The organism is Actinomyces oris (assembly GCF_001937665.1).
GTDB classification, from domain to species: Bacteria; Actinomycetota; Actinomycetes; order Actinomycetales; family Actinomycetaceae; genus Actinomyces; species Actinomyces stomatis.
Genome location: NZ_MSKL01000006.1, coordinates 182,495 through 203,355, shown reverse-complemented (window position 1 = coordinate 203,355; position 20,861 = coordinate 182,495). Strand labels below are relative to the sequence as shown.

18 protein-coding genes and 1 tRNA gene are annotated in these 20,861 nt (G+C 67.2%); 12 read left to right on the top strand and 7 right to left on the bottom strand.

Annotated elements, in window-relative coordinates; translation table 11 throughout:
- Nucleotides 1–40: 40 nt before the first annotated feature.
- Nucleotides 41–1,633 carry an MFS transporter gene (locus BKH28_RS02865; RefSeq protein ID WP_075417384.1) on the bottom strand — a complete coding sequence of 531 codons (1,593 nt, stop codon included), beginning with the start codon at nucleotides 1,631–1,633 and terminating at the stop codon, nucleotides 41–43.
- Between the two features lie 123 nt (nucleotides 1,634–1,756).
- Between BKH28_RS02865 and BKH28_RS02860 the strand changes: the two genes are divergently transcribed.
- Nucleotides 1,757–2,431 carry a TetR/AcrR family transcriptional regulator gene (locus BKH28_RS02860; RefSeq protein ID WP_075417383.1) on the top strand — a complete coding sequence of 225 codons (675 nt, stop codon included), beginning with the start codon at nucleotides 1,757–1,759 and terminating at the stop codon, nucleotides 2,429–2,431.
- A 70-nt stretch (nucleotides 2,432–2,501) separates the two neighbouring features.
- Here the strand turns inward: BKH28_RS02860 and BKH28_RS02855 are convergent, their stop codons facing one another.
- A complete protein-coding gene (locus BKH28_RS02855; RefSeq protein ID WP_075417382.1) occupies nucleotides 2,502–4,124 on the bottom strand; it encodes a TrkH family potassium uptake protein in 1,623 nt (540 codons plus the stop codon).
- 277 nt (nucleotides 4,125–4,401) lie between these two features.
- Between BKH28_RS02855 and BKH28_RS02850 the strand changes: the two genes are divergently transcribed.
- The 3 genes from BKH28_RS02850 (at nucleotide 4,402) to BKH28_RS02840 (ending at nucleotide 6,268) form a co-directional block, all read left to right on the top strand.
- Complete coding sequence (locus BKH28_RS02850; protein ID WP_075417381.1) at nucleotides 4,402–4,644, top strand: helix-turn-helix domain-containing protein; 243 nt, start codon at nucleotides 4,402–4,404, stop codon at nucleotides 4,642–4,644.
- A gap of 147 nt (nucleotides 4,645–4,791) precedes the next feature.
- On the top strand, nucleotides 4,792–4,890 hold the full coding sequence (locus tag BKH28_RS02845) for a 30S ribosomal protein bS22 (RefSeq protein ID WP_003792170.1): 99 nt from the start codon (nucleotides 4,792–4,794) through the stop codon (nucleotides 4,888–4,890).
- A gap of 103 nt (nucleotides 4,891–4,993) precedes the next feature.
- Entirely contained in the window at nucleotides 4,994–6,268 is a 1,275-nt protein-coding gene (locus BKH28_RS02840) for a UDP-N-acetylmuramate dehydrogenase (RefSeq protein WP_075417380.1), read from the top strand.
- On the opposite strand, the gene BKH28_RS02835 is transcribed toward BKH28_RS02840, so the two are convergent.
- Nucleotides 6,265–7,308 carry an adenosine deaminase gene (locus tag BKH28_RS02835; RefSeq protein WP_075417379.1) on the bottom strand — a complete coding sequence of 348 codons (1,044 nt, stop codon included), beginning with the start codon at nucleotides 7,306–7,308 and terminating at the stop codon, nucleotides 6,265–6,267. The genes BKH28_RS02840 and BKH28_RS02835 overlap by 4 nt on opposite strands.
- A gap of 345 nt (nucleotides 7,309–7,653) precedes the next feature.
- Between BKH28_RS02835 and BKH28_RS02830 the strand changes: the two genes are divergently transcribed.
- Nucleotides 7,654–8,901 carry a phosphotransferase gene (locus BKH28_RS02830; RefSeq protein ID WP_075250038.1) on the top strand — a complete coding sequence of 416 codons (1,248 nt, stop codon included), beginning with the start codon at nucleotides 7,654–7,656 and terminating at the stop codon, nucleotides 8,899–8,901.
- 30 nt (nucleotides 8,902–8,931) lie between these two features.
- Here the strand turns inward: BKH28_RS02830 and BKH28_RS13140 are convergent, their stop codons facing one another.
- Together BKH28_RS13140 and BKH28_RS02820 are read right to left on the bottom strand one after the other, a co-directional pair.
- On the bottom strand, nucleotides 8,932–10,020 hold the full coding sequence (locus tag BKH28_RS13140; RefSeq protein ID WP_256695444.1) for a serine/arginine repetitive matrix protein 1: 1,089 nt from the start codon (nucleotides 10,018–10,020) through the stop codon (nucleotides 8,932–8,934).
- Nucleotides 10,021–10,127: 107 nt separating this feature from the next.
- On the bottom strand, nucleotides 10,128–11,342 hold the full coding sequence (locus BKH28_RS02820) for a pyridoxal phosphate-dependent aminotransferase (RefSeq protein WP_075417378.1): 1,215 nt from the start codon (nucleotides 11,340–11,342) through the stop codon (nucleotides 10,128–10,130).
- Between the two features lie 200 nt (nucleotides 11,343–11,542).
- Between BKH28_RS02820 and BKH28_RS02815 the strand changes: the two genes are divergently transcribed.
- The 5 genes from BKH28_RS02815 (at nucleotide 11,543) to rplA (ending at nucleotide 14,409) form a co-directional block, all read left to right on the top strand.
- A tRNA-Trp gene (locus BKH28_RS02815) sits at nucleotides 11,543–11,615 on the top strand.
- Between the two features lie 96 nt (nucleotides 11,616–11,711).
- Nucleotides 11,712–11,948 carry a preprotein translocase subunit SecE gene (gene secE / locus BKH28_RS02810; RefSeq protein WP_075417377.1) on the top strand — a complete coding sequence of 79 codons (237 nt, stop codon included), beginning with the start codon at nucleotides 11,712–11,714 and terminating at the stop codon, nucleotides 11,946–11,948.
- A gap of 135 nt (nucleotides 11,949–12,083) precedes the next feature.
- Nucleotides 12,084–12,929, top strand: a complete 846-nt coding sequence (gene nusG, locus BKH28_RS02805) for a transcription termination/antitermination protein NusG (RefSeq protein ID WP_075417376.1) — start codon at nucleotides 12,084–12,086, stop codon at nucleotides 12,927–12,929.
- 260 nt (nucleotides 12,930–13,189) lie between these two features.
- Complete coding sequence (gene rplK / locus BKH28_RS02800; RefSeq protein WP_009233246.1) at nucleotides 13,190–13,621, top strand: 50S ribosomal protein L11; 432 nt, start codon at nucleotides 13,190–13,192, stop codon at nucleotides 13,619–13,621.
- 98 nt (nucleotides 13,622–13,719) lie between these two features.
- Nucleotides 13,720–14,409, top strand: a complete 690-nt coding sequence (gene rplA, locus BKH28_RS02795; protein ID WP_075250043.1) for a 50S ribosomal protein L1 — start codon at nucleotides 13,720–13,722, stop codon at nucleotides 14,407–14,409.
- Between the two features lie 293 nt (nucleotides 14,410–14,702).
- Here the strand turns inward: rplA and BKH28_RS02790 are convergent, their stop codons facing one another.
- Nucleotides 14,703–15,944, bottom strand: coding sequence for an OmpA family protein (locus tag BKH28_RS02790; protein WP_343283755.1), 1,242 nt, complete (start codon nucleotides 15,942–15,944; stop codon nucleotides 14,703–14,705).
- Nucleotides 15,945–16,339: 395 nt separating this feature from the next.
- On the bottom strand, nucleotides 16,340–17,989 hold the full coding sequence (locus BKH28_RS02785) for an OmpA family protein (RefSeq protein ID WP_075417374.1): 1,650 nt from the start codon (nucleotides 17,987–17,989) through the stop codon (nucleotides 16,340–16,342).
- A 1,281-nt stretch (nucleotides 17,990–19,270) separates the two neighbouring features.
- Here BKH28_RS02785 and BKH28_RS13675 point away from each other — a divergent pair.
- Nucleotides 19,271–19,621: an OmpA family protein gene (locus tag BKH28_RS13675; RefSeq protein WP_256695443.1), complete on the top strand. Its 351-nt coding sequence runs from the start codon at nucleotides 19,271–19,273 to the stop codon at nucleotides 19,619–19,621.
- Nucleotides 19,622–19,998: 377 nt separating this feature from the next.
- On the top strand, nucleotides 19,999–20,340 hold the full coding sequence (locus tag BKH28_RS13290; RefSeq protein WP_143224054.1) for a hypothetical protein: 342 nt from the start codon (nucleotides 19,999–20,001) through the stop codon (nucleotides 20,338–20,340).
- Nucleotides 20,341–20,861 lie beyond the last annotated feature (521 nt).

The following is a 20,861-nucleotide window of genomic DNA, read 5'->3' as shown; positions in this document are numbered from 1 at the left end:
GAGGTCTCCTGAGGTCGGCCGTGAGGCAGTGGCCCCTACGCTACCGCCTGCGACGTCGGCGGAGGCTCAGGCCGATCCCGCAGACCACCAGGATGACAACGGCGCCGGCCAGGAGCCAGGCCATCATCGTGAAGCCACCGGCGTAGGCCTCGATCTGCGCCCGGTCGACGAGCTGGGCCTTGAGGGTCTCGATGATCTGCTTGCCCGCGGGCGACTGCGGCAGGGTCTGAGCCCGCATCATCGCCTCCATGGCGGCCGCCTTGACCTCCTCGGTGTGGTCAGTCACGTAGTCCTCGGCGTGCTGGGTGGCGTAGGAGGTCATGAGCGCCACCCCGAAGGAGCCGCCGATCTGCTGGGCGGCGCTCAGGATCGCTGAGGCCAGCCCGGTCCGCTTCGCGTCCACCCCGCGCGTGCCGGAGTTGAAGGTCACCGGCATCGTCAGCCCCAGACCGATCCCGAAGACGATGAGGCCGGGCAGTGCCACCTGGGAGTAGGTCGAATCCGTCGTCATGCGCGAGAGAATGAGGAAGGAACCGGCCAGTACCGCCACCCCCAGTGGCAGGGTGCCGCGCGCTCCGAGCCTGGGCACGATGATGCGTCCGGCCGGGATCGCGGTCGCGATCAGGGCGAAGACCATCGGGAGGAAGACGACTCCGCTCTTGAAGGGCGAGTAGCCGAGGTGGTTCTGCATGTAGTAGGTCAGGTAGATGATCGCCCCCATCTGGGCGGCGCCGGCGATGAACTGGGTGGCGTAGGAGGCCGCCCGCACGGGCAGTGCCATCATCGACAGGGGCAGCACCGGGCGGCTTGCGAAGTGCTCGCGGACCACGAACAGTATTGCGGCGATACCGCCGAGGGCCAGCCAGCTGACGGTCGACGTCGAGGTCCAGGAGGTCTGCTGGGCCCGGTCGAGCCCGTAGACGGCGCTGAAGCAGGCTCCACAGCCCAGGACCAGGCCGCTCAGGTCATCAGTGATGCGCGAGTCGCGGTCGCGCTGATCGGCCGGCGGAAGGCTGCGCTGCCCGATGAGCAGAGCGGCAGCGGCGATGAGGATGTTGATGTAGAGGGCCCAGCGCCAGCTGAACCAGTCGGTCAGGGCTCCGCCGACGAGTAGTCCGATGGCCGCGCCCAGTCCGGCAGTGGCACCGAAGATGGCGAAGACCCGCTCGCGCTCGGTGCGCTCGGTGAAGGTGACGTTCAGCAGCGCCTGCGAGGTGGGGGCCAGCAGGGCGCCGAAGCAGCCCTGGGCCACGCGGGCCGCCAGCAGGACGGGGAAAGAGGTCGCCATCCCGGCTGCGAGGCTGGCGATCCCGAAGCCGATCAGTCCCACCTGGTAGGAGCGGCGGATGCCCGCCACGGCGCAGAGCCTTCCCCCGAAGAGCACCAGGCCACCGAAGGCCAGGCTGTAGCCGGTGACCGTCCACGGGCTCTGGGATACGGTCATTCCCAGGTCGTCCTGCATCCGAGGCAGGGCGATGGCGATGATCGTCAGGTCCAGGACGATCATCAGCTGGGTGAGGACGGCGCTGACCATGACCGCGCGGCGATTGGGCTGCCGCGTTGTCATGGTGGTCGTCTCCTCCTGTGCCGACTCGGTCCGCTCCTTGAGAGCGGATGTCACTGAGGATGTCATGGCGAACCTCCATATCAAAATAGTCGTTTTCGTTTGTGCTCGAGAGTTTAGAGAGTGTGTTGCAGTCAGTCAACAACGATCGTTTTGATTTGGAGTGTGCTCTGAGTCGCTTATCCTGAACTCATGCCACGAGTGACTGCCGCCTACCGGGAGCGTCAGACCGACCGGATCCTGCGGGCCGCCGAGGAGTGCTTCGCGCGCAGCGGCTTCCAGGCCACCTCCATGGATGAGGTCATCGCAGCGGCCGGGATGTCGTCGTCGACCGTCTACCGCTACTTCCCTGAGGGCAAGGGCTCCCTCATCCGGACGGTCCTGACCAGGCGCATGGGGCCGCTCGTCGAGCGGATCAAGCGGATCGCCGAGTCCGAGGAGCCTCTCGACTTCGAGCGGGACTTCATTGAGGCTCTCACCCTGCTCAACTACCGGCGGCGCGGTGCGGCAACCGGCTCAGGGGCAGGCCGGCAGGATGACTCTTTCGAGGATCCTGACGACGTCGGGCTGAGCTCCTGGGCACCTCTGGCCTACCATGCCTGGGGGGAGCTGACCCGTGATCCCGAGATGAGCGTCCTGGTCCAGGAGAGCTACCGTGATATCCACGGAGGCCTTACCCGCCTGTGTCGCAACGGGCAGAGGGCAGGGACGATCTCTGACCGTCTGAGTCCCGAGCAGCTGGCGTCCCTCATCCAGAGCGTCTCCTTCGGTCTCATCGTCGAGCAGCTCATCACCGATCAGGCCGATGTGGAGGGAGCGGCCAGCACTCTGAGACAGCTGCTAGCCCCGGAAGGGGCTCGGTCCTGACTGCTTCCGAGAGCCTCCGCCGGTTCCCGGGAATCGGGGTTCCGGCACGTGGGTGGGACTGCTGCCCTGGTCAGCCGATCATCGGGCTGGCCTCGGGCATCCGGATGACGCGGCGCCGCTCGCGCAGAGCCAGGGCGCTGGCCGCCGTCATCGTGCCCACACGGCCGATGAACATGAGTGCCACGACGACGTACTTGGCCCCGTCCGGCAGGGAGGGGGTGATGCCCGTGGACAGGCCCACGGTCGCGAAGGCGCTGATAACCTCGAAGAGAATCCGGTCCAGGGGCAGGTTGGTCATCTGCAGGAGCAGAAGCGTGGCCAGTCCGATGACGCTGGAGCCGATGAAGGCCACTGCCACGCTCAGGCGCACCGTCGAGGGGGTGATGCGGCGTCCGAAGGCCTCGATGTCCTGGTCGCCGCGGGCCTCGGCGAGGATTGCCAGCAGCAGGACCGCGAAGGTCGTCACCTTGATGCCGCCGGCCGTCGAGGCCGAGCCGCCTCCGACGAACATGAGGGCGTCCTGGAGGAACCAGGTCGCCTCGTGCATGTGCTCGGGCGGGATCGTGGACAGCCCTGAGGAGCGGGCGTTGACGCCGTTGACGAGCGCGGTCATGATCTTCCCGCTCGTGGGCAGGGAGCCGTAGGTGAGCGGGTTGCTCCACTCGAAGGTGGCGATGGCGAGGGTCGAGGCGGCCGTGAGGGCCAGGTAGGTCGTCAGGGTCAGCTTGGTGTGCAGGCTCCACGTTCGGGGGCGGCGTCGTCGGCCCATGATGTCCAGGATGACGGGGAAGCCGACGGCGCCCATGAAGGTCCCCAGGATGATCGGCAGGCCGATCCACCAGTCGGTGGAGTAGGCCTCCAGGCCCTCGGGCATGATGACGAAGCCGGCGTTGTTGAAGATCGACAGCGCCATGAAGGCCGCGTACCACAGGGCGTGGCCCACATCGAGGCCGTGGCTGAGGAAGGGCGGAAGCAGCATGAGCGTCAGGAGGAGCTCGCAGCCGGTGGCCGTGTAGATGACGGCGCGCAGCAGCCGGCCCACCTCGCCCAGGCGCGACTGGTTCTCCGAGGCCGCCAGCATCCGCTGAGTCAGACCCACGTGCCGGGACACCGCCAGGGACAGCAGTGAGGCCAGGGTCATGACGCCCAGGCCGCCCACGGCCGCGGCCAGAATGATGACGACGTGCCCGAAGGTGGACCAGTAGGTCGCCGTGTCCACCGTGCTCAGACCGGTGACGCACACGGCCGAGGTGGCGGTGAACAGGGCGTCGAGAAAGTTGGCGCGCTCCCCGCTGGTCGTGGCGACGGGAAGACTGAGGAGGGCGGTCACCGCCACGATGATGGCGGCGAAGACGATGACGGCCAGCCGGGCCGGGTAGAAGCGGGCCGCTCGCGCGATCTGGCCGAGTGGCTCGATGTGCCTGAGCAGGCGGCGCACCCCGGTGGGCTCCGTGCCCGGCAGAGGGGGGCGGGCCGGCGGCCCCTCGAGGGTGTCGGCTCCGATGCCGGCGGCCGGGTGCTTCTTGCGCCGCTTCCATGGGTGGCCGACGACGCCCACGAGCGGGGCGTGCCAGTGGGCCTGGCGGCGCCCGCCGGCCTGCGGGGCGCCGCGCCTCCCGGCCGGCGCCTCGCCTCGGGAGCCGCGGTCGGGCTCCGGCTCCTGTGCGGTGTCTGTCTGGGGCACGGTCGCCATTGTGGTCCTGCTGGCATGACTTCGTCACGTTTCCCGGCGTCATGGGCCGGGTGTGTTCGGTGGAGTCGGCGCCCGCGGCTCGATGCGGGCAGCGGTGGGGACCGAGGACGTCGGGCGGATCGCAGAGGATGCGGCAGCGACAGTTGGTGCCCGAGTGTGAGATGCGACGCCTGTGGCGAATGGTGCCCGAGAAATCCTGTGCGAAGGCTGGTGCGGAGATATATTGGCGTTGTTCCTGCCCCGATGGGGCCACCCGCGACGAACGGACCTCAAGCTCATGGCACCGGGCCTTCCCACATCCCCCAGCGCCGCCGGCGCCCCCTCGTTCCTCACCGTGGCTGAGGTGGCGGCAATGCTGCGCGTGTCCAAGATGACCGTCTACCGGATGGTGCACTCCGGCGACCTGCCCGCGATGCAGGTCGGGCGCTCCTTCCGCGTACCCGAGCGCGCCGTTCACGACTACCTGTCCGCGGGGCTGGGTGACTGGGGCCACGACGCGTCAGAGGCATCAGGGTCCTAGGAGCCGCTACACTCAGGCGGTCACCTGCGTGGTCGGCCGCTGAGCCTCACGCGCCGACCAACCGCCCCATGGCATAACCCTCGCCGGCCTGCCTCGGCCCGCAGGGAGGGTCTGCGGGCACTACGAAGCGAACTGCGAGGAGATCTCATGGGATCCGTCATCAAGAAGCGCCGCAAGCGCATGGCCAAGAAGAAGCACCGCAAGCTGCTTCGCAAGACGCGTCACCAGCGTCGCAACAAGAAGTGAGACGAGCGGCCCGTCCGCGTCTCGGGGCTCCGTGCACACTACTGGTGTGAGCGGGGCCCTGCTTGTCTCACGAGGAACCGACCAGGAAGAGCGGAGACCTTCGTTGACCACCACCCCAGATGACCGCGCCCCCGCTGACCCGTCGACCGAGCCGCAGCTGGTGGAAGGCGACTGCACCGTCCCGTTGAGCGTCGACGTCGACTCATCCGCCTGGCCCGCACCCGTCCAGGCCCTGGCGCACACGCCCGGCTCCGGCGTCCGGCCGACCAGCCTGGCCGAGCTGACCACGCTTCGCGTGGGCGGGCCGGTGGGCACCTACGTCGAGGCCACCACTCAGAGCGAGCTGACCGAGGCGATCCGCGAGGCCGACGCCGCAGGGACGCCCGTCCTCGTCATCGGCGGCGGCTCCAACATCATGGCCTCCGATGCCGGCTTCGACGGGCTCGTCATCCGTGATGCCCGCGCTGAGGTCTCACTCGTCTCGGACTCGGTGTGCGGCGGCGTCGAGGTCACCGCCACTGCCGGCACCACCTGGGACGACCTGGTGCGCGAGGCCATCGCCAGCCAGTGGGCCGGGTTCGCGCCCCTGTCCGGGATCCCCGGCACGGTGGGCGCCGCCCCCGTGCAGAACATCGGGGCCTACGGCGCCGAGGTCGCCGAGCTCATCGCCAGCGTGCGCGCCTGGGACCGCCTGCGCAACCGGGTTGTCTGGCTGGCCCTGGGTGAGCTGGGACTGGGCTACCGGGACTCGCGTCTCAAGCAGTCCCTCACCGACACCGAGGCGGGCGGCGGGCGCCTGTGGGGGCCGACCGGACGCTGGGTGGTTCTCGACGCCACCTTCGCCGTGCGGCAGGGGTCCCTGTCCTCCCGGATCGCCTACTCCCAGCTGGCCGGGACGCTCGGCGTCGAACTGGGCGACCGAGTGCCCGAGCGCGAGCTGCGCGAGGCGGTTCTCGAGCTGCGCCGCTCCAAGGGGATGGTGCTGGACGGCGCCGACCACGACACCTGGTCGGCCGGCTCCTTCTTCACCAACCCGATCCTGACCACGGCCGAGGCCGAGCACCTGCCCGAGGACGCGCCCCGCTTCCCAGTCACCGACCACTCGCAGGTGGTGCTCGGTACCAAGGAGGCCCCCGTCATCGAGGGCCTGGTCAAGACCAGCGCCGCCTGGCTCATCGACCACGCGGGCTTCACCAAGGGATTCGCCGTGGAGGCCGGAGCACCGGCCGGGCTGTCCACCAAGCACGTTCTGGCACTGACCAACCGTGGCGGCGCGACCGGGACCGACCTGGCTCGCCTGCGTGACGCGGTCGTGGCCGGGGTGCGCGAGCGCTACGGGGTCACCCTCGTGCCTGAGCCCGTTCAGGTCGGCTTCTAGAGCTTTCCGTTTCCGGCCCCCTGACCGGGTGATGCCAGCCAGGCGTCCACCTCGGCCAGCCATGCCCGCTTAGCCGTTGGTGAGGCCAGGCAGGCGCGGATCGACCCGCGGGCCAGCTCAGCCAGCTCGGCGTCGTCGCAGCCCAGGGCCCGGGCGATCTCGTACTGGTCGACGAGCCGGGACTGGAAGAGCAGAGGGTCATCGGCGCTCAGGGCGATCTGCGCCCCATGACTCATGAGCGTGCGCAGGGGGACGTCGTCCGGGCTGTGATAGACGCCCAGGCTCACGTTGGAGGCGGGGCAGACCTCGAGGCTGATACCGGAGGCGACGATCGCGTCCAACAGTGCCGGATCCTCGCCGGCGCGTACCCCGTGGCCCAGGCGTGTGGGGCCGAGTGCGGAGACGACCTCGCGCAGGTGATCGGGCCCTAAGAGCTCCCCTCCGTGCGGCATGGAGGCCAGGCCGCCCCGGCGGGCGATGGCGAAGGCCCGCTCCCAGGAGGAGGTCTGCCCGGCGCGCTCATCGTTGGACAGGCCGAAGCCGATCACCTCGCCCGGCTGGTCCCCGGCGTAGCGCACCGCCAGGCGCGCGAGCGTGCGGGCGTCCAACGGGTGACGCATCCGGGAGGCCGCAACGATGACCGCCACCTCCACTCCACTCAGGGTCGTGGCCTGCTTGGCGGCGTCGAGGATGATCTCCAGGGCGGGGGTGATCCCACCGACGAAGGGGGCGTAGCTGGTCGGGTCGACCTGGATCTCCAGGCGGCGTGAGCCCTCGGCGGCGTCGTCCAGAGCGGCCTCCAGGACGATGCGGCGCATGACCTCCTCAGTGCGAACCAGGGCCCGGGCCGTGTCGTAGGCGCGTTGGAAGCGGAACCATCCGCGTCGGTCGGCGGGTACGCGCAGAGGGTCGCCGTCCAGGAAGTTCGACGGCAGGCGCGTGCGCGCGGAGGAGGCCAGCTCGATGAGGGTCTCCAGGCGCATCGACCCCGTGAAGTGCAGGTGCAGGTGCGCCTTGGGAAGGGTGGCGAGGTCTCGCATGGGTGGATTCTTCCACGCGTTCGCATCCCACCGGCAGCCCTCCTGCGCGAGGCGGGGAGGCGCCAAGGTGTCACGATTGGCGACTTCTCCAAGTGGCGTCGACAGTCTGTGGCGTGAGGGAAAGGCGCGGACCTGCGCAGACAGGGGACAGGAGTCCGGTGAGCCCTCTCGACTCGATCTAAAAGCCGACCGGAGTGACAGATCGGTGCTCGTGTGCGGAACCCGCCTTCGGCGCCCCTGTCGTTCGTCTCCTGGCGCGGGAGGTGACCGCCGCTTCCGCTGTTGCCGAACACCAGGGGCCGTTTTAGAGGCGAACCACCAGGTGGGTGGGGCACACTAACTGCCATGAACCACTCGTCGGCGTCCCAGGAGCCCGAGGAGGTGGCCCTGCTGACGGGGCCGCGCGCCGCGTCCGTGCTCTCCGCCGCCCTCGCCCCGGCCGGCCAGCGTCTGGCCAGCTGGGAGGTCCACTCAGTCCACCACCGGCCCGGAGCGGGTGTGTCCGTGGGGTACACGGCTGTTGTCGTCGCGCCCAACGGGCGTTCCACCACCGAGTACCTGTGCGCAACGACGGCTCGCCTGTCCAACCCGCATGCGCCGGGACTGACCCGGGTGGCCCCCACCGGTGGGGACGGTCCCGCGGTCCACGTGTGGCGCCACCCGGCCGATCCCGAGCTGCCCGGTCTGGTAGTGGCCTGCACGCCCTCGCTGCTCTCAGCCCGAATCGGCACGCAGGTCAAGGCCACGATGGTGGCCTACCGGCCCACGCGTCGAGCGGTCGTGCGCGCCACCTTCCCGGATGAGACCACCGCCTACGCCAAGGTCCTGCGCCCGAGCCAGGCTCCGTCCTTCGCTCAGCGGCACCGCCTGCTGACCGCCTCAGGCGTGCCCGCGCCCGAGGTTCTGCGAGAGGACCCCGATGGGCTCGTCCTGCTGTCCACCGGTCGAGGGGTGGCCCTGTCCGGTCTGCTGTCCCAGGGCATGAGCGTCTCGCGCAGCGAACGTGTCTTCAACGGTCTCATCTCATTGCTGGACGCCCTGCCGGCCAGTGCCATGCAGCTGCCGGCACACGCCGCATGGTCGGAGCGGGCCCGACACTACGCGCATGCAGCCGCCACGGTCCTGCCCGAGCACGCCGCCCGCGCCCGGGCCGTGGCCGAGGGTGTCGAGCAGCTCATGGCCGCCTCCGACGCAGGCCGGCCGGTCCCGGTCCACGGCGACTTCTATGAGGCCAATGTCCTCATGGAGGGCGAGGCCGTCACCAGCCTGCTCGACGTGGACTCCCTGGGGCCCGGTTACCGGGTTGATGACCTGGCCTGTCTGTTAGGGCACGTCAGCGTGCTGGACCATCTGGCACCCGCCTCCTACCCGAAGCTGCGCCCCATCCTGGAGACCTGGACCCGTATGGCCGAGCGGCAGGTGGACCCGGTCTCCCTGCGTGCTCGCTGCGCCGGCGTGGTCCTGTCCCTAGTGGCCGGTGCTCGCCGCGAGGACGGCGGTCCGTGGCGCCCCGACGCCGAGGGGCGCCTGGCCCGGGCCGAGACCTGGTTGGCTCAAGGCCGTGAGATCCAGGCCCGCCGCGGGGCCCACTGACAGCCCCGCCGGGTGCCCGGCTCGAGGCCGTCAGAAGCGGATGAGTGACTTCCTGGAGATGGTGAATCCTCGTCCGGTGGTCGTGTTCCAGCAGGTCATCCCCCTGGTCTGCGAGGTGCACGCGTAGTCGGAGAAGGTCGTGGTCTGCTCGTACTGGAGTGTGTGGAAGGTGTCCCCCGGCTTTCCCAGGTACTCCTCTCCGCAGCGGACCTCGGTTCGGTTGGCGAGCACCACGATGGAGAACTCTCGGTCGGAGCAGTCCTGCATCCCGGAGGAGGCGTAGTCCCGCTCCAGGATCGAGCAACCGACTCCCTCGTTGGAGAGGACGCAGGAGATGTTCTTCGAAGGGGCTTCCACGTACTGGTAGGAGTACGTCGTTGTGGACGTGGGAAGGGCGGGGTCGCTGGGGAGTACCGGTCCGGCGGTGGGAGGTACGGCCTGCTCTGCCGCAGTACCCGCGCTTGAGGAGGGGGCCGCAGTGGCGGACGAGGCGGATGTCGTATCGGACTGTCGTCCACGGTTCGCCAGCAGCATGCCGCCGAGGACTCCGGCCGCAGCGACCACCAGGATCAGAGCGACAACCAGTGCGGTCATCAGCCTGACAGGAGAGCCGGAACGAGGCGCAGGACGGTCGAGGGACGGTGCCGGTGCCGCCGAGGCTGCTGGGGCAGTGCCGGATGCGGGCGGCGCCGCGGGCAGTGCCATGGTCGCTGGAGCCGGTGCGGTCCCCGGGGCTGAGGCCGTCGCTGGTGCCGCTGACGCGGCTCCCAGCATCATCGCCTGAGGAGCTGTCTCCACGGGGATCGCGGCGTACGTCGAGATGCTGCTGTAGTCCGCGGTCGATGCCGTGGGCAGGCACGCGGTTTCCGCGGTCCTCAGACGGTTCGTGTCCGATGCGGCCGCAGCACTGGTGGGGGACGCGGGTGACACGTGGGGGAGATCGTCCGCGCCCATCTGGAGAACCTGCTCGCGCAGCACCGCGGGGATGGCGGGATTGGCGGCGACAACCGGCCGTAGGTCGGGAAAAGCCCTGGCGAGGTACTCCAGCACCTCAGGCTCGGTACTGGGATCGGCGGCGCGACGTTCATCGTCGGGAGTGTGGGCGGGCACGAATCGCATGATAGGTCCCGCGAGGACGAGGAGGCCCCGCCTGAAACCACATTGGTACGAAGCCTCGAGCCGGGCACCGCGAGGAGTGCCCGGCTCGAGGGGAGTGGCGACCGCGTCTAGTCGACCTCGGCCAGCAGCTTCTGGACCCGGCCCACGCCCTCGACCAGGTCGTCGTCGCCCAGTGCGTAGGACAGCCGCACGAAGCCCGAGGGGCCGAAGGCCTCGCCGGGGACAATGGCGACCTCGGCGTGCTCAAGGACGAGCGCGGCCAGCGTGGCCGAGCTGTCGATCGTGGTGCCGCGCAGCGTGCGCCCGACGAGCCCCTCGATGCTGGGGTAGGCGTAGAAGGCGCCGCGGGGCACGGGCACGGTCAGTCCCTCGATCTGCGAGAGCATCTCCACCATGGTGCGCCGGCGCCGGTCGAAGGCGGTGCGCATCTGCTCGACGGCGGCCAGGTCGCCGCTGACGGCCGCCAGGGCCGCGCGCTGCGAGACGTTGGCGACGTTGGAGGTCAGGTGGGACTGGAAGTTCGTGGCCGCCTTGATGACATCGCTGGGGGCGATCATCCAGCCCACACGCCATCCGGTCATGGCGTAGGTCTTGGCCACCCCGTTGAGGACGATCGTCTGCTCGGCGAGCTCGGGAACCAGCTTGACGACGTGCGCGGTCTGGGCGCCGTCGTAGAGGAGGTGCTCGTAGATCTCGTCGGTGATGACCCAGACCCCGTGCTCCAGGGCCCACTGGCCGATGGCGGTCAGTTCCTCGGGCGTGTAGACCGAGCCGGTCGGGTTCGACGGCGAGCACAGCAGCAGCACCTTGGTGCGCTCGGTGCGGGCGGCCTCGAGCTGGTCGACGCTGACCTTGTAGTCCTGGTCGGCCCCGGCGAAGACCTCGACCGTGGTGCCCCCGGCCAGGGCGATGGCCTCGGGGTAGGTGGTCCAGTACGGCGCGGGCAGCAGGACCTCGTCACCGGGGTCGACGATCGCGGCGAAGGCCTGGAAGACGGCCTGCTTGCCGCCGTTGGTGACCAGGATGTCGTCGGGGGAGACCTCGTAGCCGGAGTCGCGCAGCGTTTTGGCGGCGATGGCCTCGCGCAGGACCGGCAGGCCCTTGGCGGGCGAGTACTTGTGGTTGGCCGGGTCCTTCGCGGCGGCGACGGCGGCCTCAACGATGTAGTCGGGGGTCGGGAAGTCGGGCTCTCCGGCGCCGAAGCCGATGACGGGGCGGCCGGCGGCCTTGAGGGCCTTGGCCTTGGCATCGACGGCCAGGGTGGCGGAGGGGGCGATGGCGGACAGTCGGGCGGAAACGCGGTGCGTGGGTGCAGGTGTCACCCGACTATGGTCCCACGACCTGCGAGGCCCGCACGTCTAAAACACGTCCGATCTGCCGGTGATGACACAGCGACGGCACCTGGGGCGCCTCCTGGGCCGCGGCGAGGCGGATTCTCCTCCGGTCAGCCTCGGCGTGGCGCACCCCACGGCCAGCGGTTACCGCAAAGGCCTGCTCGTATGGCAAACTAGAGCACCGCTGAAGGGCAGTGGCGCAATTGGTAGCGCACCGGTCTCCAAAACCGGCGGTTGTGGGTTCGAGTCCCGCCTGCCCTGCTGAGAACGGCGGATCTGTCGGGAGATCCCGTCGGTTTCGTCTTCTCCCCGCTGTGCGGGAACTGACCTGACCGTCGACCCTGAGGACCCAGATTCATGAGCGAGAGCGCACGCGCCGCGGCAGGCAAGTCGGGCAGGAAGCGCGGCTTCTTCGGGCGCATCGCCCTGTTCATCCGCCAGGTCATTGACGAGCTGCGCAAGGTTGTCTGGCCCACCATGAACGAGCTGTGGACCTACTTCACCGTGGTGGTCGTCTTCATCATCGCCATCATGGCCTTCACCGGGGTGCTGGACTTCGCCTTCAACCGGGCCGTCATGTGGCTCTTCGCCTGACGTCCCGGTTTCTGCGGTCGCGCCCTCATCGGGGGTGCTCGGTTCCGCTCCCGACCATGTCTACTCCCGACGGCGCCGCTGCTCGCGCAGCCCGTCGCATCCGCTCGTCTCACGCCACTGGAAAGCAGGTACACCATGTCTGAGGATGTCTCCTCGCAGACCGCCGCCGACGACCTCGAGGTCCTCGCCTCGCTCGCGGCCGACGACGCCGGTGACGCCGTCGAATCGGTTGAGGTCGCCGAGACCGATGAGACCGCCGAGGTGGCCGAGGCGCAGCCCGACGCCGCCGCTGAGCCGGTTGAGCCGGCTGAGGAGGCGCCCGTCGTCGACCCGCTGGCCGAGTTCCGCCGCCAGATGTCGGCCCTGCCGGGGCAGTGGTACGTGCTGCACACCTACTCCGGCTACGAGCGCCGCGTGGCCGCCGACATCATGGCCCGCGCCGAGAACTTCGAGGTCGAGGACTACATCTTCGACGCCACCGTCCCCATGGAGACGGTCATCGAGATCAAGAACGGCAACAAGAAGAAGGAAGTCTCCCGGGTACGCATCCCCGGCTACGTGTTCGTGCGCATGGACCTCGATGACCCGGAGACCTCGGACAAGGTGTGGCGCACCATCAAGGACACCCCGGCCGTCACCGGCTTCGTGGGGGACCGCTACAACCCGGTGCCGCTGACCTTCGAGGAGGCCGTCGCCCAGCTCGGCCCCACGCCCGAGGAGATCGCCGCCAAGGAGGCCGCCGCGGCGGAGGCCACTGCCCCCGAGTCCGGCTCCGGCACCCAGATCGCCACTGGTGGTCAGGTCTTCGAGGTCGCCTTCGAGGTCGGCGAGTCCGTCATCGTCACCGACGGCCCCTTCGAGTCCCTCCCGGCCACGATCTCCGAGATCCACCCCGACACTCAGAAGCTCCAGGTGCTCATCTCCCTGTTCGGCCGTGACACCCCGGCCGAGCTCTCCTTCACCCAGGTCGCCAAGATCTAAGGCGGACCTGAAGAAAGGCCCCGACATCGGCTGTGGCCCGACGACGCAGAACAGGCGTTGTCGGGCCACAGCCGCCCGGGCCGCGCGAGCGGCCACGGCACGGGAGCCATGAATCACAGGCAGATGTCCTGTGATACCGCGCACCGGGCGCCCTGCTCGGCCCGGCGGCGGGCTACGATGAGCGCTTGTGTGTGCGCATGCACCCACGGCTGCACGGCAGGCGTGCAGCACATCCGGACAAGTAAGAAGGACCCATTCCTATGGCCCCCAAGAAGAAGGTCGCCGGGCTGATCAAGCTCCAGATCCAGGCCGGCCAGGCCAACCCCGCTCCGCCGATCGGCCCCGCCCTGGGTGCCCACGGCGTCAACATCATGGAGTTCTGCAAGGCGTACAACGCGGCGACCGAGTCGCAGCGCGGCAACGTCATCCCCGTGGAGATCACCGTCTACGAGGATCGCTCCTTCACCTTCATCACCAAGACCCCTCCGGCCGCCGAGCTCATCAAGAAGGCCGCGGGCGTCCCCAAGGGATCCGCCACCCCCCACACCGTGAAGGTGGCCTCCCTGACCCAGGCCCAGGTGCGTGAGATCGCCGAGTCCAAGATGCCCGACCTCAACGCCAACGACGTCGAGGCCGCCGCCAAGATCATCGCCGGCACCGCCCGCTCCATGGGCATCACCGTCGAGGCCTGAGGCACTCGCCGGTCCGCCGGTTCTCTCAACTCAACCCCCATACGAAACCGTGGAAGGGCCTCGCGCGGCCCGAACACCACGACTGCAAGGAGAAGCAGATGACCAAGCGCTCCAAGGCCTACCGCGCCGCGGCTGAGAAGATCCAGTCCGGAGTCCTCTACACCCCGGCCGAGGCCGTCCACCTGGCCAAGTCCACCTCCATCACCAAGTTCGACGCCACCGTGGATGTCGTCTTCCGCCTGGGAGTCGACCCCCGTAAGGCGGACCAGATGGTCCGCGGCACCGTGTCCCTGCCGCACGGTACCGGTAAGACCGCCCGCGTCGTCGTCTTCGCCCAGGGTGAGCGTGCCGAGCAGGCCCTCGCCGCCGGCGCGGACGAGGTCGGTGGCGACGAGCTCATCGAGAAGGTCGCCAAGGGCTACACGGACTTCGACGCCGCTGTGGCCACCCCGGACCTCATGGGCAAGGTCGGCCGCCTGGGCCGCGTCCTGGGTCCCCGTGGCCTCATGCCCAACCCCCGCACCGGTACCGTGACGATGGACGTGGCCAAGGCCGTCTCCGACATCAAGGGCGGCCGTATCGAGTTCCGCGTGGACCGCGCCTCCAACCTCCACTTCATCATCGGCAAGGCATCCTTCTCCGAGGAGCAGCTGACGGAGAACTTCCAGGCCGCCCTGGAGGAGGTCCTGCGCCTCAAGCCCTCGACCTCGAAGGGCCGCTACATCCTCAAGGCCACCATGACCACCACCATGGGCCCCGGCATCCCGATGGATGTCACCAAGGCCTGAGGCCCTTTCTCTTCACGACGGCGTCGGCCGCCTCCTCATCCGGGAGGCGGCCGACGCCGTTCTTCGCCTTCCGGGTTGTCCGGGCGGTCCCCGGGTCCTGCCCGGGGACCGCCCGAGTCCTCCACGGGGGCATCTGCCCATGGTCCGAGGGGTGCCGGGCTGGCTACGGTGAAGCCGTCGGTGGAGCACCGGGTGGGGGAGGGGAGTGGAGAAACCGGTTGTCCCCGTCCTTGTCTCTCCCTCTCGCAAGGACGGGGACAACCTCTCCGCCTTGAGGTAGGTCCCGATACGCCTCAGCTGTTCTTGACGGGGATGTCAGTGAGGCGGAAGGCAGTGGTCGAGTAGCTGTCCTCAGATTGGGGATGGTCGAGCGTGACTGTGTCGCCGCCGGGGTCGGGCCAGACAACGCCAACGGTGGTGACAGTTCCACCTTGGAGCTCATCACCGACATACAGCTCGGTCAGCGGGATATGAGCTTTGATGTCGGCCTGCTCGTAGTCGGCGGGGAAGACTCGTTCGGTGCCTGAGATGAGAGTCAGCCCGTCGGTGGCCATGAAGGTTGCGGTACTTCCAGTGTCCTCATCTCGCTGGTTTCCGGATCTGCTCTCCAGGTCGGTGAGTAGCACGGTGAGATTTGCGCTGTGAGAACTGGGCTTGACGGTGCAGGTCAAGGTACCCAGAAGGTAGCCGCCTTGGCGAGTGACATGGTCGAGGACAATGGTGACCTCACCGTTGCTGTTAGCACTCTTAGCCGTCACAGTGACGCCGTCGGAGCCCTTGGCGCTGGGGCCTTCCGAGGCCGGCAGGGTGCCGGGATTGCTTCTGTTGGGGGTGGGGGATGAGCCCTTCTTGGTAGTACCGCTGGTGGGGGTGAGGGTGATCTCGACGCGTCGGTTAGCGGCGCGGGCCTCGTCGGTGGTGTCCTTGATACGGGGTTCGGACTTGCCCTTGCCGGAGACGGATGTCTGCCACTTGTCCAGGCTGGTGATCTGCTCAAGCCTGGTTTTGACGGCGTTGGCGCGCTTCTCGGACAGGGTCTGGTTGTAGGCGTCGTCCTGGACGTCGTCGGTGTGGCCCACGATGGTGAGTGTCCCGCCGTCGGGGTACTGCCCCAGCTGGCCGGCTACGCTCTGGAGCTGCGCCTCGGCACCCGACGCCAAATCAGCTGAGTCGGAGGCGAAGGTGACATCGCTGGCCAGGGTGACGGTGACGTCCTTGCCGCCCGTGTGGGTGCTGGTGGAGTCGTCCAGAGAGCGCGTGTATCGCTCAATGGGTGCCGGGGTGGCGAGCGTAGTATTAGGGTGCGTATCCAGTTCGGTTTGAGCTGCAGATAGGTCGATGTTTGCCTGTTGGGCGGATCCTGCCCCGAGGACCGAGACAGTCACGAACCCGGCCATAGGAACGAAGACAGTCACTTGCTCGGAGTCGACCTTGCCGAAGGCAACGTAGTAGGTGGCCTTTTCTCCCGGTGCGATCCCGGGGTCGGCATTACTTCCATCGATGGAGTTCCATACGCGTCCGGTCTGCAAGTCCATGATTCTGACAGCCGAGGCGACGTTCCCTGGTTGAAGGTTTGCTCGGCTTCTCCAGTAGTCAACAATGGTGAACTTGTTTTCCGGCGTAGAAGACGTTGGCTTGTTTTCTGTGCGGTTTTTGTCATCGGATGCTCGAACTAGCTCCAAGGCCAGAATCGAGGTGGTTTCATCCTTGCGAATAATTGGGGAGACGTTCACGATGATGTGGTGACCGGCGATGTGGCCGTCGAGCTGCTGCCATCCCTGCGGCGCTGCAGGCGCCCTGCCTGCCGAGGTCGAACCGGTCTGATGCTTCGACTGCCAGGGGAGCTTGCAGCCGGCCAGCAGCGGCAAGCCCGCACCGGTCAGGATCGATCCAAAAAGAAATACACGGCGACGCATTTGGGTAGGTCCTTTCAGCTGTTCTTGACGGAGATGTCGGTGAGGCGGAAGGCGAAGTCGGTGATCTGTTTGGTGGGTGCTGCGTGGTCGAGGGTGACGGCGTCGGGCCAGATGACGCAGACGGTGGTGGTGCCGGCCTTGATAGGGGGAGTGAGTTCGAGCTCGGTGAGGGGGACGTGGGTCTTCAAGCCGGTGTCGAGGTAGTCGGCGGGGTAGATGCGCTCGCCTCCCGCCAGGAGGGTCAACCCGTTGGAGGAGTATGCTACGGCGTCGCGGCTGCGGTCCTCGCCTCGGTAGTTGGTGAAGAAGGTTTCTTCGTCATCAAACCAGGCTTCGAAAGTGGGGTTGGTGCTGTTCGTGGTGCTGAGGGTGGTGTGGAGCTGCCCGAGGAGGCATCCGCTGGTGCGGGTGACGTGGTCCAGGGGGATGGTGAGCTGAGCGCCACTGTCATGCTTGCCGGTGACGCCTTCAGAGCCCTTGGCGACGCGGCCCTTCGGGTTGAGCGGCTTGCCACCACTGCTGCTGAGGGTGGGGGTGGTGTTGTTCTTGGGGGCGGTGCCGTTGGTGGGGGTCAGGGTGATCTCGACGCGTCGGTTGACGGCGCGGGCCTCGTCGGTGGTGTCCTTGATACGGGGCTCGGACTCGCCTTTTCTGGAGACGGATATCTGCCACATGTCGAGCTTGGTGAGCTGCTCGAGGCGGGTTTTGACGGCGTTGGCGCGTTTCTCGGACAGGGTCTGGTTGTAGGCGTCGTCCTGGATGTCGTCGATGTGGCCCACGATGGTGAGTGTTCCGCCGTCGGGATACTGGGCCAGCTGGCCGGCGACGGTCCTGAGTTGGGCCTCGGCTCCGGGTGCCAGGTCGGCTGAGTCGGAGGCGAAGGTGACGTCGCTGGCGAGGGTGACGGTGATGTCCTTGCCGCCGGCGTGGGTGCTGGTGGAGTCGTCCAGGCCCCGGGCGTAGCGCTCGATGTCGACGGGGTCGGCGAGGTCCGGGGCGGCGTGGGAGGACTGCTTGAGCGCGGCCTGGGCGATGGACAGGTCGATCTTGGCCTTCTTAGTGGCGTTGGCGTCCAGGACGGAGACGGTGGTGAAGCCAGCCATGGGGACCATGACGGTGACAGTGTCGGTGTCGACCTTGCCGAAGGGCAGGTAGGAGGTCATGTCCTCGCCAGGGGCGAGCTCGAGGAGCAAACCGCTGCCGTCGATGGCGTTCCACGCGCGCCCCGAGGCGGTGCCGAACAGCTCGACCAGGGAGGCTCCGGTACTAGGACGGTAGATTGATGGCACGTCCAGGTAGTTGGAGACGCTGAGCTTGTCGCCCCTGGAGGTGGAGGCATGGGCGTTGACGGCGTCGATGCAGGCGTCGTCGGATGCGCGGGTTAGCTTCAGAGCGATGTACGAGATCTTGTTGTCCTGGCGGACGATGGGGAAGACCTCCACGCTCACCTTGTGGCCTATGACGTGACCGTCGAGCTTCTGCCAGTCGGTGCTACCGGTCTTAGCCGGGCTGGCCGAGGCTGTGGCTGACCCACCGGCCGAGGCAGACCCGCTGGCCATGGAACCCGACGGCGATGCCGCCCCTCCCTTGTCCTTGGAGACTCCCGGCAGGTCACAGCCTGCCAGCACCAGCGACCCCTGCCCCACCAGGGCGGAGAGAGCCACAAAAGATCGACGAGACGTCCCTCGAGCAGAGGCACAGAGTGAACGGGAGGATGCAGAGGACACAACAACTCCTTCATGGGCCCGCCGGAATTTCTCAAAGACAGAGCGTAATCGTAACGTAATCTCCCTAGCAAGCAGGGCTCCCCAGGTACTCCCCATCACTCCCCAGGTACTCCCCATCACTGCACGGAGAGCCCGCGGGTACCCTGGAGTATCCGCGGGCATCATGGGTAATTCACAGTATTTTCCCGTGAGAGTCTCCCCATTTCTCGAATGATGGGTGCTGCATAGAGTCTCGGTATTCCTCAGGTCGATGTGGCCCGATCGAGAGCAATGGAGGTTCCATCATGATGACTGCTTCGAAGCGAATCCTGGCTGCTATGAGCGCCATTGGCATGGTGGCAACCCTGGCGTCCTGCCAACTGCCGGGAGGTTCGGGGGCGAATGGGGAGAGGGCGTCGGCGTCCGCATCGAAATCGGCGCAGGCCGAGGGGGGGGGGAGGTCAGGGTGCGTCCATGTGAGTCACATCCCGCGACCATTGACAGTAAACCCGGGACCGTTTCCCTGAACTCCGTGTCCGGTGCGGGAACCGCGGTCATCGTCATGTTCTTCGTGACGAATAATGACAAAAAGAATGACATGTGGATCTCCAACTTATTCTCCGACGGGGACGACTCGGTGCCTCAGTCCGGTGGAAAGGCGAGCCCGGGAGGGAATATGAACAACGCAGACGGGCTGACGCTCATTGAGCCGTCGTCCTCAAGCATCTACCACGTCTCCTACGACTCCCAGGGCGGCTGCCTGTGCTCCAGTGAGCTCACGGAGTTCGTCTAACCCGGTCTGACGATCGCGCTCCAGACGAACTTCACCGGTGTACCGGCTGAGGTGAAGGACGTCACTATCAGCATCCCGAACGGAGGCACCTTTAGCAACGTGGTGGTGGCCCGATGAGACGGCAGATGAATGGAGGAGGGGCAAGAGGCGCCAAGCCTCGGCCTCGGTCTGGGGTGCTTGCCGCCGCGGCCGTCGTCATGTGGACAACATCGTGGTCAGTGTCCGCCTCGGCTGCCGCCTTACCCGCGGCACCGCAAGCGGGCCATCCGTTGGCAGCTACGAGCAACAACGCCTCAGCCGATCCGACGACGATCACCAAGCAACCTGAGAGCGCAGGGCCGGGCAACCCTCGGGTGGCTCAGACCGTGGACCGCGTCGTCACGCCTGTGTCGCGTTCGAGCAGTTCGGACAGCGCGGTCTCCTACTCCTAGGACGGCCAGGCCACGGTGGCCTCACTGTCCGGAAGTGTCACCTTCGACGTCGACTCCGCGACCCTGACCGACCGGGCTAAACAGGTGCTCGACGAGATCGTCAAGCGCTGGAACGGCAAGCCACCGGCCACGGTCACCGTGGTGGGGCACACGGACTCCGTAGCCGATGACGCTCACAACCAGACGCTCTCCGAGCAGCGGGCGAAGGCGGTCGCGGACTACCTGACCTCCAAGGTCCCATCTCTGAACGTCCAGTCCTCCGGCAAGGGGGAGAGCGAACCTGTGGCCTCCGAGACCAATGCGGACGGCAGTGTCAATGCGGCCGGCAAGGCCGCCAACCGTCACGTCGACGTGCGCTGGGGGTAGGCGAAGGGATGGTGCGTTGTCCCCATATGACCACCACAAAGATTGTGGCATTTTACGAAGGGTCAGTTGAAATCGTGGTCGCTCCGAGGGTGTCCCACGGAGCCCTTCAAAGGGGCGCACGTGGGGCGCTGGCCCCTGGGGCCTTGCCTCGGTTGTCCGTAACCTCCACCGAAGGCGGTGTGCTCATGGAGAGTGTCTCCCAAGGGAATGCCTTGGTACTCCCACGGTCTGGCCGCTGGGAGTGGAAGGTGTGGAAGCAGATGGCTGACGGCTTGCCCCTACGTGTTGGGAACCTTGTCATTATCACGGTAGTTGGGGCGGCCGGCGTCATCGCGGTGCCTCGGTGGCATCCACTGATTGACCGTTCGATCCACCTGGTGTCATCAGTGGACCTCCCCCTGGTCTACGTAGCCGATCTGGTGTGCGGACTCGTGGTCAGCTGTGTAGGCGTCCTGCTGCTTGGACGACTGCACCGAGTGGCCGACCGCGAACTCAAGGCGGCTCACGTCGTGGCCTACGCCGCCCTGATCCCCGCCGGGGCTGCCGGCACCTGCGTCTTCGCAGGTCTTGATGTCGATACCACCCTCCTTCAGAACATGACAGTTGTGAGTCTCGGTGTACTGCTATCCGTGCCCCTGCTTCGACGTCCTGCTACTGCTCGTGGAGGGCGCGCATGGCTGGATCGTGGAGGGCGCCTCGACGACGGTGCTGGATACTGACCGGTAAGCAAGTGTGAGAACCCTCTCGACATCCCAGTCGGCACTCAGATAACGGTTCAGTTACGCTGAGTTCGTTGTCTAGGCAACAAGTAGGCCTTGCGACCTACGCCGTTGGTTCCTCTTCAAACGCACCCTGCAAGGAGAGATCAGATGATTCTAGTCTCGGGCATGGAAGTGGGCGATCCTGCACCGCAGGGCTGCTGGACGGTGTCCTCGCTTGATGAAGCCGTTGAACTGGTGTCCTCTATTAGAGGCGACTCGCTCCTTGTCTGCACAAAAGACGACGCCGCACGCCCCTCAATCATGACCCGGGAAGTGATTGCCCGTGGTGATTTGGCATTGATTGTGAGTCAAGGACCGCGTACAAGACAAGCGCTCGTTCTGAGAGCGTTGAGCATGCTTCCTCCGACGTCATACGGACTAGCTCAACATGTCGCGGAAATAGTTGGTAATCGATGCTGGACACGGGTTGCCTTGTCGTCGGTTTCAAAACTATCACAGGCAAGTCCAGGGCTTGGCCA

Bases quoted from the DNA above. Each gene is read 5' to 3' on its own strand.
- BKH28_RS02790 (WP_343283755.1), bottom strand. From the start codon at position 15,944: ATGGACTTGCAGACCGGACGCGTATGGAACTCCATCGATGGAAGTAAT.
- rplK (WP_009233246.1), top strand. From the start codon at position 13,190: ATGGCCCCCAAGAAGAAGGTCGCCGGGCTGATCAAGCTCCAGATCCAG.
- BKH28_RS02850 (WP_075417381.1), top strand. From the start codon at position 4,402: ATGGCACCGGGCCTTCCCACATCCCCCAGCGCCGCCGGCGCCCCCTCG.
- BKH28_RS02860 (WP_075417383.1), top strand. From the start codon at position 1,757: ATGCCACGAGTGACTGCCGCCTACCGGGAGCGTCAGACCGACCGGATC.
- rplA (WP_075250043.1), top strand. From the start codon at position 13,720: ATGACCAAGCGCTCCAAGGCCTACCGCGCCGCGGCTGAGAAGATCCAG.
- BKH28_RS13140 (WP_256695444.1), bottom strand. From the start codon at position 10,020: ATGCGATTCGTGCCCGCCCACACTCCCGACGATGAACGTCGCGCCGCC.
- BKH28_RS02855 (WP_075417382.1), bottom strand. From the start codon at position 4,124: ATGGCGACCGTGCCCCAGACAGACACCGCACAGGAGCCGGAGCCCGAC.
- BKH28_RS02845 (WP_003792170.1), top strand. From the start codon at position 4,792: ATGGGATCCGTCATCAAGAAGCGCCGCAAGCGCATGGCCAAGAAGAAG.
- BKH28_RS02865 (WP_075417384.1), bottom strand. From the start codon at position 1,633: ATGACATCCTCAGTGACATCCGCTCTCAAGGAGCGGACCGAGTCGGCA.
- BKH28_RS02835 (WP_075417379.1), bottom strand. From the start codon at position 7,308: ATGCGAGACCTCGCCACCCTTCCCAAGGCGCACCTGCACCTGCACTTC.
- secE (WP_075417377.1), top strand. From the start codon at position 11,712: ATGAGCGAGAGCGCACGCGCCGCGGCAGGCAAGTCGGGCAGGAAGCGC.
- BKH28_RS02830 (WP_075250038.1), top strand. From the start codon at position 7,654: ATGAACCACTCGTCGGCGTCCCAGGAGCCCGAGGAGGTGGCCCTGCTG.
- nusG (WP_075417376.1), top strand. From the start codon at position 12,084: ATGTCTGAGGATGTCTCCTCGCAGACCGCCGCCGACGACCTCGAGGTC.